Here is a 13,355-nt window from a genome sequence, read left to right as displayed (position 1 = left end):
GCCATTCTCTCAAAAAATGAAAGAATGACGTTAACGTTTAATTTACGCCTTATCTCTCATGTTTTAAACATGCTGGATTTAGCACTTTTTAGCATAAGCTAAAGTTGCCGGGTTTCAAAGGGCCAGTCCCTCCACCACTCTCGATAAGGATTATTTAGTTTTTTTATTCAATGAAGTAAGTTTACTATATTTATATGATAAAAGAAAGCCATTTATTGAAAAATTTCCAAAAATAAATTTATTCACTTTACATAATTTTATTATTTAACTATTTTTAAAGTGTGCTAACGCTAGTAAAGGGTAGATTTCATTATAGCTATGATAATTAATATAAAATTGACCTGGTAGTCCAAGTCCTGTAGGATATGATAGCGCCTTATTAGAAATTTCATTTTGAGAAACTAAATAGTTAATCCCTCTTTTAATCACTTCATCATCTTTATTTCGAATTGTCAGTAAGGCATCAATTGCCCAGCCAGTTTGACTAGGTGTACTATACTTTAATGGAATATAAGAACCTTTAACCGTTGAAAATCCTGATTCTCCCCAACCTCCGTCCACATTTTGAATCGAAACTAACCATTTCTCAGCTTTTTTAATTGCTTCATGATTTTTAGAAACCCCCACAGCTCTTAAACCAGTAATTGCTGCCCACGTACCATATAAATAACAAATTCCCCATCTACCATACCAACTACCATTTGATTTCTGGTTTTTAAACAACCAATCAGCTGCTTTTTTAACAATTGGGTCATCATTAGAAATTGATGTATAGTTGCCAATAAACTCCAATATACGCCCTGTTAAATCAGGAGTAGAAGGATCAATAATCGCATCTTTTGCATTTTCAATCGGTAAAAGAGTTAGCCACTTATTCGTTACGTTTTTTTCGAATGCTCCCCAACCACCATCGCCATTTTGCAATCCAAGTAAAAAATGAACGCCTTTTAACCAACTTTCTTGAAAGTTTGGTTGATACATTGCACTTCTTGATAGTGCCCTCAAAACGGCACCCGTATCATCATTATCTGGTATAAATGAATTCACATCAGAAAATCCCCAGCCACCAGGGCTTAAATTTTTAGCGTGTACTGACCAGTCACCAATCAAATCTTGTTGTTTAGAAATTAAGTAATGAATAGACTTTGAAACACTGGGTTCATTACTTGAATAACCAGCTTCTTGAATTGCATATGACAATAAAGCAGTATCCCAAACTTTTGATGGTGAATTTTGAATATGAAGTCCAGCATCTGTATTCGTCGCATATGAAAGGAGTCCTTGTAGTGCATTTTGAATGACGGAAGATGAAACTTCATATCCTAAAGCCATCAAAGCATAAACCATATAAAATGTAGAACTAGCATAGCTATAAAAGGTTCCATTTGTTTCAATCCGATCTAAAATAAATCGTTCAGCCTTTTCATAGCCTTTTTGATGAAAATATAAAGGATAGGAAGCAAGCTTCTTCCCTTCTTCAAGAATAAATTGATAAAATGTCCCCCGCTCTTCGTTAAACCATTCCATTTCACTGTCTTCTAAAAGATTATCAATATTTAGATCATCTTTTAATTTCACTTTAAACCGTTTATTAATACATAGAATCATAGGCACTAAATGAACCCTAGCATAATTACTTAAATCAAATAAACTTAATGGCATTTTATCAGGTAATAAAAAATAGCTCATTGGAAAGTAAAACAACTTTGGATAGTCAATTAAACCGTGAATGGCAAGAATCATTTTAAGCATAAAATGTGTTTTTTTTATTCCACCATTTTCTCGAATGAATTTTTCAGCTTTCTTCATACTCGAATGGTCTTTTGTATACTTTTTTGAGACTAATAAAGCTATGTAAGCTTGTACGGTTGCAGTTATATTGCCATTTTTTTCATCCTCATATAATTTCCACGCCCCATTCGGATGTTGAAGATTGATAATACGATCAATAATTCCTTCAATTAACTGATTGTTTTCGTAACCTAGATCCTTCATAAGTAAAATCATAAAGCTATCTGTTAATAAAGCTCCTTCAAACACAAATTCCCATGAACCATTTTCTTCTTGTCTATTTCTCAAACGTTTGATCCGCTCTTCAATATTTTGAATAACAATATTTTCGAGGTCCATTAAACCACCTCAGTTCAATTATTTTCTGGCTGATGATATTTTTCCATTCTTGATGAATGCTCACTATTTATTTCTTCTACAAGTTCCGGTACATCTTCTTCCTCTTTTTTACTAAAATAAACAATCGAAATTACAAAAGCCAGGATGCTAAATGGTAAAACAATAATTTGAAATCCAAACCAAGTAAACGAATGCAAAACTTGAAAAATACTACCCATTACTAAACAAAATGTAAGTAAAAATAAGTCAAGGACAATCGTGCCAATAAATGATTTTAAAATTTTAATTAAGAAATGTTTCAACTATATCACACTCCATTACTAATCTATGATTTAAATATGAAATAATGAATATTCGATGTGATTAGTTATGTTTCAAAAAAAATAATTCTACAATTATGAAGATTAGTCCCATTAGATTAATTGCGCATTTTTACCATTTTTCTGTAAAATTTCATTAAACTATTAAAAGTCTAATCAGAATCTACTAAATATGAATATAGTGAAAGTATAAATAAGAAAGGGGCTTTACAATATGGCAGCAGATTTTGAAGATTTCAAAGCTTTAAAAGATGAAATTCAAGAATTAATAGCAAGTAGTTCAAATGACTCAATCAACTTCAACTTTATCAATATTGAAATTAAAGAGAACCGCATCCAAGTTGAACAAAGAGCAGAAGGTGGCGGTCAGATTAATAGAAATGTTGGTATGAACGCAAACCAAGGCGGTCAAAATGCTAAAAACAACAGCCATACTGCAAATACGAAATCACAATTTGCAGATGGAAATGGCAGAAGTGGTATTGCTGGAAAAGATAACGATGAATTAGGTGGACAACAAGGAATTAAGATCAGAGACAGTAAAATAAAAGAAAGTAAAATCAGAACAGATTCTGAACACAACGAAGGCGCACAAGTTGACGAAGAAAACGCTGAACAATTCCAATTACCAAGATTAAATAGACTTAATAGAACGGAATTAACTGAATAATCCAATAACCATTCACGTTCTAGTCTATGAGTCATGTATCTTTTTTAAATGTGGACAAGTTATTGAAAGTTTTTAAAAAGTGGATGACTCACTCTATTATTAAAAAATGCGAACAAAAAGTGAACTATATTGATAAAGTTGTGAACTTCGTTGATATATCGCTATTCTTCGTTGATAAAATACGAATTCTCGTTGATATATTACCATTCTTCGTTGATATAATAATAATTGTTCGTACCAAACAAAAAAATCCACAAGGAACATTAACTTCCGAGTGGATTTTCTTCATTATATTACCTTTAATTTAAAATTCCGGTAGATTACTTAAATTGTTTTCTGCAATGCCGTCTGGTTCACTTCTAAGAATGTCTCGGCCATATTTATGGATTACATCTACATGTGCTAAATTTCCATTTTTTGCTTCGTTTAATGCTTGAATATAATCTAATTCTCGGTTAAGACTTGTTCTGAAACCAATTAAATCGCCATCATTATTTTTACGAACGGCAACAATATGCTCCTTATCTTGATTTACAGTATCATCTTCCCTACCTCGTTGAATTTCACTTTGATTTCTATACTGATCATAGGCTGCCTCAAAACGATCTTGTGTCATTGTAATCTCCTCCTTTTTATCTAGTTTTGCCATTGATGGAATATGTATAACTATTTGGACTGAGATGTATGAAAACGTTAATCTATCATTAATATGTCTTTTCTGTTTTTAAAGTAAGATTTTCTGCACTAGTTAAATCACTAAAATTTTCTAATTTATTTTAGTTTCCAATTTCTTATCCGCCATGACATGTAATAGATGCCAAAGAATTTCCATACATATCCAATTTAGTTCAGGGAATACTATTTTAAACCTGAGGGGATTCTTAATTTTTTATATTATTCTTCTATTTTATGCATACAATAACGTTCATTTCGGTCGGGTATTACCGATTGGTCATTCTTCTATTTCTAAGATTGTCTCCGGGTCTTATTGGTCTTTTATAGACATGTTACGTTTTGAAATCTTTTTATTTATATCACCAAGCTTTCAGAGCTCAAATAAAAAACTACTTACCTTGACGAAAGCAAACATTTTTAATACTTTACTTTGCACCTTTACCATTTATAGGTCTTATATTAGATTAAGCAATAAGGAGAATAGTTATATTATCGACCCAATCCTTTATATCTTTAAAACATACAACTCAAAAATGGTCGAAAGTCTAGATACAATCTATTTAAGCCTGTGTACAATACAAATTTGCGCTACAGTAGTTACGTATCTTTATATCATTAGTGAGAGTGTTCATAAGCGCTTTTACGTAATTGTAAAAAACAGGAATAGTATTTTATTAGTTATTATTTTATTGATATTTGCATTTTACCCACTCATTTCATTACGTGTAATTAAAAGAGAAACAATTGTTCATTTTGGAAATTATATGGATCCCGTTTTTAAAATCATGATTCCATTTCTGCTACTGTTAATACATAAAGTTAGGGCTTTAATAAAATGAACGATTACAAAATACATTAATCCACCCTAATTTAAAAAGAGGCACATGAAAATCGTACTTGTGCCTCTTTTCTTATTTCATGTGTTATTTATTATTCCAATGAATTGACCGTTACATCAACTTCTATTAAAGTGATATTTTTTTAATTTGGGTAATTTATTTGTACATATTCCTTCATTACCCCATGTTTCATGCTAAATACTTTTTTCAAATCTTTGTATTAGTTTTCTACTTATACCTTATTCCAATAAAATACAACTTTCCTTTCAAAATAATAAATTTTGATAACAAATCTACCATTTATGCAAAAAAACGAGAAGCATTCAACTCAATTTCTATAACTAAAGTAATACATTACTAATTGATAGAATTGTTATATAGCCTTATTGAAGAGAAATTAAGTGTATTTTAAAATGAATATTATAATAGTAAGCATGTAAAGGGGAATATATTATGAAAAATATCTTTTATCTCTTGAATACTGAGGAAATTTTAAACCGTATAGACAACTTAACCCCAAATTCACAACCGCAATGGGGAAAAATGGATGTTGCCCAAATGCTAGCTCATTGCTCAGCATTCCAAGATATAGCAATGGGAAATTCTTTTCCAAAAAGAAGTTTGTTAGGTCGATTAGTAGGTAGATTTGCTAAACCAATTTTTTCAAATGAAAAACAAGTCCCTCGTAATATGTCCACTATTCCTACCATTTTGATTACTGATCAAAAAGAATTCGAATTAGAAAAAGAGAAACTAAAGCAAAAAATTATTACTTTTCAAAAAGAGGGTCCAGAGAAATGTACAACTCATCCACATCCTTTTTTCGGTAAATTTAGCTCTGAGGAATGGGGAATTGGAATTTACAAACATCTTGATCATCATTTAAGGCAGTTTGGGGTTTAGTAGTCTATATCTTAATTTTTTTATTGAAACTTAATTCCATATTAAATAAGGTTCTCCAAAAAAAGTACAATTGTTTACTAACGCGCTAATCTGATAGAAACCAAAAGGAGTCATTCATCGACTCCTTTTTTTGTTCAACTAGATATGTTTCATTTTGCATATTTCATAACTTATGGCCTTCAGCAATACAATACCTTATTTTGTTAAGAGCTTTTACTGATGATCCTTAATTGTTCTTTTCTCTTTTATTAGTAAAGCAGCTGCTAGTGACCCAATAAGCAAAAGGATAGCTATGGACAAATTCACTTCTTTTATTCCTGAGTTAAAAGCACTAAAAACAATCTTTTTAATGTTTTCAAAAGCTGGCATTTGTTTGAATACTTCAGCCTGTTTGCTATCAAAAATTAGAGAGCCTGCAAAAGCTCCTGCTTGATGAAAAACATTGAGCATTTGACTTTTAAATTCAGTATTAATAGATTGTATTTTCATAATATGATTATTCAATGAATTGTTATAGCCTTCTGTCAACTTAATCCCTAGTATTACCACACCAAATGAAATGCCTACTTGACGGAATACATTTAAAATACCTGAAGCCATACCAACCTGTTTTTTATCAACAGAACTCATAGCTGCATTAGCGATTGGTGGATTTACCAAAGCATTACTAATTCCTAAAAGAACAAAACCAGGCATTAGATAGCTCCATTCAAAAGGAACTTTAATCATATGGCGAATAAGCATGATGCCAATTGCACCAATAAATAATGCACCACTAATTAACCAGCGATTACCTATTTTCCCAGAAATAATCCCCGCTAATGGGCCCAATATTATCGTAAACCCACTTATTAGTAGCATTTTAACGCCAGTTTCAAAAGCAGTATATCCCATATAATTTTGCATTAGGATTGTTAAATATGTGAATCCACCATATAAACCTGCTCCTAAAACAAACGCCGAAATATTAGCACCATTAAATGACCAATTTCTAAATATTGATAATTCGATCATAGGTTGTTTTACAATTCTTTCAGTTATAATAAATGCAACTAATAATAAGATCGATAAAACTAATAGACTCAAAATATGCCAATCAGTCCACAAATAATTTTCATGTATTTCTTTTTGAATTAAAGCTAATACCATTGTAAAAATGAATGATGTACTTAAAACAAACCCTAAAAAATCGATTTTTTCATCACTTTTTCTTTCGCTTTCCTGAATGAAGAAAATTCCTAATAGTATTGCCACTATGCCAATAGGGATATTAACCAAAAAGATTGATCGCCATCCAAAACTGTCAACTAAGACACCGCCAATAAGTGGACCAGCAGAAATAGCAAGCCCAACTACACTACTCCAAATTCCTAATGCTAGCCCTCTTTGTTTTTCAGGAAATGAAGCTGTAACAATTGTTAATGATAATGACATCATTGCTGCTCCACCAATTCCTTGGAAACCTCTAAAAATGTTCAACCAAAGATCACTACTTGATATACCACTTGTTAGTGAGCCAATGACAAAAAATCCTAACCCGAATAGAAACACCTTTTTACGGCCGATGATATCTCCTAATTTAGAAACTGGCAATAACATAGCAGCATAAACTAAAGTATAAGCATTCAATACCCATTGTAAATTTGAAAAATTAGATGAAAAATCTTTTTGAATCTTAGGTAGTGCTACATTAACAATCGTAATATCAAGCATTGCCATAAATACAGCTAAACTAACTGTGATTAAAACCCACCATTTTCTATTTGTATTTTCCAAAATAATATCCCCTCTCATGTTTACGTGCGCACAAATGCACATATTATATAAAATGAAAAGCACCCTTCTATTCCAAACTCATGAGTGCTTTCATATTATTTGCTGTCTCTTCAAAGATATCGACAATAAATTTTTTATTTGCTTTGTAATAAATTCCCCGACCTTCTTTTCTTCTTTGTACTATATTAAATCGATTCATAAAATCCAGATGACGAGAAATCACTGAGCGATTTTGAGGAAAATTCTCTGCTATCTCTCCAATAGTCATTTCCCCATTAATAGCAAGGAAGATCAACAGTTCAGTTCGAACTGGGTCTAAAATCGCTCTAAAAAATTCAATATTAATATTATCTTCAATCATTTGTTTACATTTATTTGGATCATGATTAATACCCATCATCTCACCGCCTAATTTCTATTATATGCATTTGTGTGCACATGTCAACGAATTAATTTTCTGCTCTAAGGGATTTTTCTAATACTATCAAAAAGCCATTTTGCATTAAATATAATTTACTATATAAGAGAATTTTTTATCATAATATAAATAACTCAATTATTTTCTACTAGAAATAATGAAACTATGTACTACTTTTGATCAAAAAAATAATCAAATTTACTTACGATCCCCTTTGATAAATCACTTGTACAACGCCAGAAGAAAATGTTTTTGTGTTAATCAAATTTAAATTGATTCTCTGTTTTAAATCTATAAACAAAGGTTTACCTTCACCTAAAATGACAGGATGAATAGATAATCTAAATTCATCAACTAACCCCAAATTGATAAATGATGTAATAAGACTTGCACCACCGTATAACCAGATATCTTTACCCGACTGCACTTTTAATTTATTTACTACTTCTGTTATATTTTCATTTATATAAATTGCTTTATGCTCTTCATTAGCTTGCGTTCTGGAAAATACATATTTTTCTTTACTATGTACTAATTTCCACAATTCCTTATCGGCTTCAGATTCATCTATTCCTGGCGTATAATTTCCCCATAAATCGTAGCTTTTTCGACCATATAGAATAGTATCTATTTGATTAAGGAAATTAGTGAAATCCATTTCAGGATCCATAATACACCAATCAATTTCCCCGTGCTTTCCTTCAATAAAGCCATCTAAAGTAACTGCTAAATCTAAAATTACTTTTCTCTTCATATCGACTTTGGACAAAACACTTCCTCCTTTTTTTAAAAATCATCACTAATCGAATGTTTGTTCTTATTTTTATTATAACAAGCTCTCTTGGTGTTATCAAATACATATTGAGCGTAACTAGAACTATACGAACAGTATGTGAACTTTATTGATAAAGTTGTGAACTTCGTTGATATAATGCCTATTTTTGTTGATATATTGCCTATTTTCGTTGATAAACAGTCAAATCTCGTTGATATATCGTCGATCCTCGTTATATCTCCCTCAATTTCGTTGATTAACAGTCCATTCTCCTTGATATATCGTCGATCCTCGTTATATTTCCCTCAATTTCGTTGATTAACTGTCCATTCTTCTTGATATATCGTCGATCCTCGTTATATTTCCCTCAATTTCGTTGACTAACAGCCTATTATCTTTGATATATCGTCGATCCTCGTAATTTCTCCCTCAATTTCGTTGATTAACAGCCTATTATCTTTGATATATCGTCGATCCTCGTTATATATCCCTCAATTTCGTTGATTAACAGTCCATTCTCCTTGATATATCGTCGATCCTCGTTATATTTCCCTCAATTTCGTTGATTAACAGTCCATTCTCCTTGATAAATCGTCGATCCTAGTTATATTTCCCTCAATTTCGTTGACTAACAGCCTATTATCTTTGATATATCGTCGATCATCGTAATATTTCCCTCAATTTCGTTGACTAACAGCCTATTATCTTTGATATATCGTCGATCCTCGTAATTTCTCCCTCAATTTCGTTGATTAACAGCCTATTATCTTTGATATATCGTTATATATCCCTCAATTTTCCTAAATCTGCATTTTTTATTTATACTTTGACCAATTTGGTTACGCTAAGGCATTATTATTTGAACTCCGACACTAATTTGACGATTCATCATCTTCCAACTCACCATACACCGCTCATCAAACCAAAAAAACTCGCAAACAATTAAGTTTACGAGTTTTCCAATTTATTTATTTAACAATTTAACTTTCTCAACAAGGAAGTTTAAGATAACATGTGCTGCGATTCGGCTTGTCATGTCACGGAAGTCAATTGTTGGGTCAAGTTCAACAATATCCATTCCACAAACTTTTGGATGTGCTGCAAGATAACAGATGCCGTCTAATAGTGTTTGACTGTCCATTCCACCTGGACCAATTGCAGGGCAACCTGGTGCGAAGGCTTGGTCTAGTACGTCCATATCAAGGCTAATGTATATTGCATCTACTTTGTCTGCTAAATGATTAATACTGTCATTAATAATTTTTGAGATTCCTAATTCGCGAACATCGCGCATTGTGTGGATCGTTACTCCGTTATTTACTCCGAATTCTGTGTATGGAGCACTATTTGAGAAGTTTCTGATTCCGATTTGAACTAAATGTTCACCTTTAAGAATTTCTGCATCGATTAAACTGCGGAAAGGTGTACCGTTTGAGCGTCCACCGTCTTCAGTATTTCTTAAGTCGTGATGAGCATCAAATTGGATAACTCCTACTGTTCCTCGTTCTTTTGCAAATGCTGAAATGCTTGGAAAACTAATTCCATGATCCCCACCTAAAATGATTGGCATCGTTTCTTTATATTGACCTAGCAAATCAGAGATTGTTGACCTAATACGATTTCTAGACTCTTCAAGATCTGTCACATGCATCGTGATATCACCAAAATCAGTTACTTTGAAATCTTTTAAATCAATATGATCTTCAATATGATAAGTACTATAGCTACTTAGCATTTTTCGAATTGACGCAGGCGCAAAGCTTGCACCAGAGTGACTAATTGATGTTTTAGATAAAGGAACTCCGATTATAGAGAAATTTGATGCTTCTGTTCCATTCCATGTAGAGATGATTTCATTTGCTTTTGTAACTTGTGAATCTATGAAAATTGCATCTCCTGCTTTTTTAAGATGTGATAGCGACATCGTGTTCACCCCTACTTACTACTAATTTACCATTCTTAAATACTGATTCTACATGATTTACACCAAAATGGTAAGGTACATAAGTATAGTTTGGTACATTCCAAATTACTACATCTGCCCTACGACCAACTAGTAGTTTACCTGCTTGGTCTCCACGATTAATCGCGTAGGATGAATTAATCGTAACGGCATTCCAAATTTCTTCAGGAGTCATTTTTAGCTTTAGCATTGCGATTGTCATGATTAATTGTAAGTTTTCAGTTGGACAGCTTCCTGGGTTGAAGTCAGTAGCAAGTGAAACTGCAACATTATTTTCAATCATTGCTCTTGCAGGTGCAAATTCTGGTTTATTTAAATAGAAAGTAGTCCCAGGTAAAATTACCCCAATTGTATTGCTCTTACCAAGCATTTCAACACCTTTTTCAGATGCTCCACATAAATGGTCAGCGGAAATAGCACCAATTTCAGCTGCCATCTCAGTGCCACCAAGAGGATCAATTTCATCAGCGTGAATTTTAATTTTAAAGCCTTGTTCTTGTGCTTTTAATAAAAATTCTCTTGATTGTTCAACTGAAAATACACCTGTTTCAGCGAATACATCTACGAATTCTGCTAGTTCTTCTTCTTTAATTACGTCTAGTAAGGAAAGCATTTTTTCTAAGAAAGCTTCTTCGTTTCCTTTATACTCTTTCGGTACAGCATGTGCACCTAAGAAAGTTGAAACTAAATCAATCTCATGCTCAGCTTGTAATTCCTTAGCAATTCGAAGTTGTTTTAATTCCGTTTCTTCATCAAGTCCATAACCACTTTTTGCTTCAACAGTTGTTACACCAAATGAAAGCATTCTATTTAAGTGATGAACAGTTTTCATTTTTAAGTCTTCAAATGAAGCTAATTTCGTTTGACTTACAGTTGAATGGATTCCGCCACCCATTTCTAGTATTTCTAAATAAGAAGCACCTTGTAATTTCAAACTAACTTCATGCTCACGTGATCCTCCAAAGACCACGTGAGTATGAGGATCAACTAATCCAGGAGTGACTAGCTTACCTTTACAATCAATTACTTCTTTTGCATCAATTTTTTCTACGTTCATTTGTCCGATATAAATAATTTCCCCATCTTTCCATGCGATTTCTGCATTTTCAAGAACTGGTAGATTGCTCATATCTTTTCCATGAATTGGACCATCACCATGATCCATCGTTAATAATTGACCTATATTTGTTAATAGAATATCTGCTTTCAATTCTAACACCTACTTCATCATTGGGATGTTAACGCCTTTTGCTTTCGCAGTTTCAACAGCTAAATCATAACCTGCGTCAACGTGACGAACAACACCCATTCCTGGATCTGAAGTTAATACTCTTTCAATACGTTTTGCAGCTGCATCTGTACCATCAGCAACGATAACCATACCAGCATGTAAAGAGTAACCCATTCCAACTCCACCACCGTGGTGTACACTTACCCAGCTTGCGCCATTTACACCATTAATAAGTGCATTTAGAATTGGCCAGTCAGCTACTGCATCACTTCCGTCTTTCATGCTTTCTGTTTCACGGTTTGGAGATGCTACAGAACCGCAGTCTAAGTGGTCACGACCAATTACGATTGGAGCTTTTAATTCGCCATTTTTAACCATTTCGTTAATGATTTTACCGAATTTAGCACGCTCACCATAACCTAACCAACAAATACGTGATGGTAACCCTTGGAATGCAACCTTTTCACGAGCCATACGAATCCAGTTACATAAATGCTCATTATCAGCAAATTCACGTAAAATTACTTCGTCTGTTTTGTAGATATCCTCTGGATCACCAGAAAGTGCTACCCAACGGAAAGGACCTTTACCTTCACAGAATAATGGGCGAATAAATGCTGGTACGAAACCCGGGAAATCAAATGCATTTTTTACACCTTCATCTAATGCCACTTGACGAATGTTATTACCGTAGTCAAATGCAAGTGCTCCACGTTGTTGCATCGCTAAAATTGCTTCAACATGTACAGCCATACTATGTTTTGCACGTTTAATTACTTCATCAGGATTTTCTACACGAAGTTTCTTTCCTTCTTCCATTGTCATTCCGATTGGTAAATAACCATTTAATGGATCATGAGCTGAAGTTTGGTCAGTAATTAAGTCTGGTACAAAATTACGTTCTACTAATTGCGGTAAGATTTCAGCTGCATTACCTACTAATCCGATTGCTAAAGCTCTACCTTCGTTTTTAGCTTCAGTTGCAAGTTTTAATGCTTCTTCTAAATCGTGCGTTAATACGTCACAATATCTAGTGTCAATACGACGTTGAATTCTTGTTTCATCTACGTCAATTCCGATTACAACTCCACCATTCATTGTTACAGCTAATGGTTGAGCTCCACCCATTCCGCCAAGACCTGCAGTGATTGTGATTGTACCTTTTAAGCTTCCACCGAAATGTTGCTTAGCTGCTTCTCCAAATGTTTCATAAGTACCTTGTAAAATACCTTGTGTACCAATGTAAATCCAGCTACCAGCTGTCATTTGACCGTACATCATTAAGCCTTTTTCATCTAATTCACGGAAGTGCTCCCAAGTTGCCCATTTTGGAACTAAGTTAGAGTTAGCTAATAAAACGCGTGGTGCATCTTCATGAGACTTAAATACCGCTACAGGCTTACCTGATTGAACTAATAATGTTTCATCGCTCTCTAATTTCTTTAATGATTCAATAATTGCATCAAAGCTTTCCCAGTTTCTTGCAGCTTTACCGATTCCACCATAAACGACTAAGTCTTCTGGTCTTTCTGCTACTTCTTCATCTAAGTTGTTTAATAACATACGAAGTGCTGCTTCTTGAATCCAACCTTTTGTATTTAACTCAGTACCTCTTGGAGCTTTTAATGATCCTTTTGTGATTTCCATTTTAATTC

Annotated in this window: 12 protein-coding genes and 1 riboswitch; of the genes, 3 read left to right on the top strand and 9 right to left on the bottom strand. The window is 33.1% G+C overall.

From position 1 onward, the window contains the following. Nucleotides 1–46: 46 nt before the first annotated feature. Nucleotides 47–150, bottom strand: a riboswitch (SAM riboswitch). Nucleotides 151–264: 114 nt separating this feature from the next. Next, entirely contained in the window at nucleotides 265–2,130 is a 1,866-nt protein-coding gene (gene shc, locus ACFCYN_RS16480; protein ID WP_375950389.1) for a squalene--hopene cyclase, read from the bottom strand. Between the two features lie 14 nt (nucleotides 2,131–2,144). Then, nucleotides 2,145–2,432: a hypothetical protein gene (locus tag ACFCYN_RS16475; RefSeq protein ID WP_098170429.1), complete on the bottom strand. Its 288-nt coding sequence runs from the start codon at nucleotides 2,430–2,432 to the stop codon at nucleotides 2,145–2,147. Between the two features lie 232 nt (nucleotides 2,433–2,664). On the opposite strand from ACFCYN_RS16475, the gene ACFCYN_RS16470 reads away from it, so the two are divergent. Beyond that, nucleotides 2,665–3,120, top strand: a complete 456-nt coding sequence (locus ACFCYN_RS16470; protein ID WP_375950388.1) for a hypothetical protein — start codon at nucleotides 2,665–2,667, stop codon at nucleotides 3,118–3,120. Between the two features lie 304 nt (nucleotides 3,121–3,424). Here the strand turns inward: ACFCYN_RS16470 and ACFCYN_RS16465 are convergent, their stop codons facing one another. Then, the gene (locus tag ACFCYN_RS16465) at nucleotides 3,425–3,736 is read right to left on the bottom strand and encodes a DUF3892 domain-containing protein (RefSeq protein ID WP_375950387.1); all 312 of its coding nucleotides are present in this window, start codon (nucleotides 3,734–3,736) and stop codon (nucleotides 3,425–3,427) included. Nucleotides 3,737–3,920: 184 nt separating this feature from the next. Here ACFCYN_RS16465 and ACFCYN_RS16460 point away from each other — a divergent pair, with 184 nt between their 5' ends. Further along, on the top strand, nucleotides 3,921–4,634 hold the full coding sequence (locus tag ACFCYN_RS16460) for a GerAB/ArcD/ProY family transporter (protein ID WP_375950385.1): 714 nt from the start codon (nucleotides 3,921–3,923) through the stop codon (nucleotides 4,632–4,634). A gap of 453 nt (nucleotides 4,635–5,087) precedes the next feature. Then, entirely contained in the window at nucleotides 5,088–5,537 is a 450-nt protein-coding gene (locus tag ACFCYN_RS16455) for a DUF1569 domain-containing protein (protein WP_375950384.1), read from the top strand. A 213-nt stretch (nucleotides 5,538–5,750) separates the two neighbouring features. Here ACFCYN_RS16455 and ACFCYN_RS16450 read toward each other — a convergent pair whose 3' ends face one another. The 6 genes from ACFCYN_RS16450 to hutU form a co-directional block, all read right to left on the bottom strand. Then, nucleotides 5,751–7,313, bottom strand: coding sequence for an MFS transporter (locus tag ACFCYN_RS16450; RefSeq protein ID WP_375950382.1), 1,563 nt, complete (start codon nucleotides 7,311–7,313; stop codon nucleotides 5,751–5,753). 67 nt (nucleotides 7,314–7,380) lie between these two features. Continuing rightward, on the bottom strand, nucleotides 7,381–7,710 hold the full coding sequence (locus ACFCYN_RS16445; protein WP_098120778.1) for an ArsR/SmtB family transcription factor: 330 nt from the start codon (nucleotides 7,708–7,710) through the stop codon (nucleotides 7,381–7,383). 223 nt (nucleotides 7,711–7,933) lie between these two features. After that, complete coding sequence (locus ACFCYN_RS16440; RefSeq protein WP_375950423.1) at nucleotides 7,934–8,485, bottom strand: dihydrofolate reductase family protein; 552 nt, start codon at nucleotides 8,483–8,485, stop codon at nucleotides 7,934–7,936. A gap of 985 nt (nucleotides 8,486–9,470) precedes the next feature. Further along, entirely contained in the window at nucleotides 9,471–10,430 is a 960-nt protein-coding gene (gene hutG, locus ACFCYN_RS16435) for a formimidoylglutamase (RefSeq protein WP_375950380.1), read from the bottom strand. Further along, nucleotides 10,411–11,634, bottom strand: a complete 1,224-nt coding sequence (gene hutI, locus ACFCYN_RS16430) for an imidazolonepropionase (RefSeq protein WP_375950421.1) — start codon at nucleotides 11,632–11,634, stop codon at nucleotides 10,411–10,413. Before hutI ends, hutG begins: the two co-directional genes overlap by 20 nt. Before the next feature lie 54 nt (nucleotides 11,635–11,688). Further along, nucleotides 11,689–13,347, bottom strand: coding sequence for a urocanate hydratase (gene hutU, locus ACFCYN_RS16425; RefSeq protein WP_375950378.1), 1,659 nt, complete (start codon nucleotides 13,345–13,347; stop codon nucleotides 11,689–11,691). Nucleotides 13,348–13,355 lie beyond the last annotated feature (8 nt).

The organism is Gottfriedia sp. NPDC056225 (assembly GCF_042267765.1).
Classification (GTDB): Bacteria; Bacillota; Bacilli; order Bacillales; family Bacillaceae_G; genus Gottfriedia.
Note: the sequence above shows the minus strand (reverse complement) of the source record. Positions and strands in the feature narration are given on the sequence as shown.

Coding starts and splice junctions, on each gene's coding strand:
- shc (WP_375950389.1), bottom strand. CDS start 2,130: ATGGACCTCGAAAATATTGTTATTCAAAATATTGAAGAGCGGATCAAA.
- hutI (WP_375950421.1), bottom strand. CDS start 11,634: ATGGATCATGGTGATGGTCCAATTCATGGAAAAGATATGAGCAATCTA.
- ACFCYN_RS16470 (WP_375950388.1), top strand. CDS start 2,665: ATGGCAGCAGATTTTGAAGATTTCAAAGCTTTAAAAGATGAAATTCAA.
- hutU (WP_375950378.1), bottom strand. CDS start 13,347: ATGGAAATCACAAAAGGATCATTAAAAGCTCCAAGAGGTACTGAGTTA.
- ACFCYN_RS16460 (WP_375950385.1), top strand. CDS start 3,921: ATGACATGTAATAGATGCCAAAGAATTTCCATACATATCCAATTTAGT.
- ACFCYN_RS16465 (WP_375950387.1), bottom strand. CDS start 3,736: ATGACACAAGATCGTTTTGAGGCAGCCTATGATCAGTATAGAAATCAA.
- ACFCYN_RS16455 (WP_375950384.1), top strand. CDS start 5,088: ATGAAAAATATCTTTTATCTCTTGAATACTGAGGAAATTTTAAACCGT.
- ACFCYN_RS16445 (WP_098120778.1), bottom strand. CDS start 7,710: ATGGGTATTAATCATGATCCAAATAAATGTAAACAAATGATTGAAGAT.
- ACFCYN_RS16440 (WP_375950423.1), bottom strand. CDS start 8,485: ATGAAGAGAAAAGTAATTTTAGATTTAGCAGTTACTTTAGATGGCTTT.
- hutG (WP_375950380.1), bottom strand. CDS start 10,430: ATGTCGCTATCACATCTTAAAAAAGCAGGAGATGCAATTTTCATAGAT.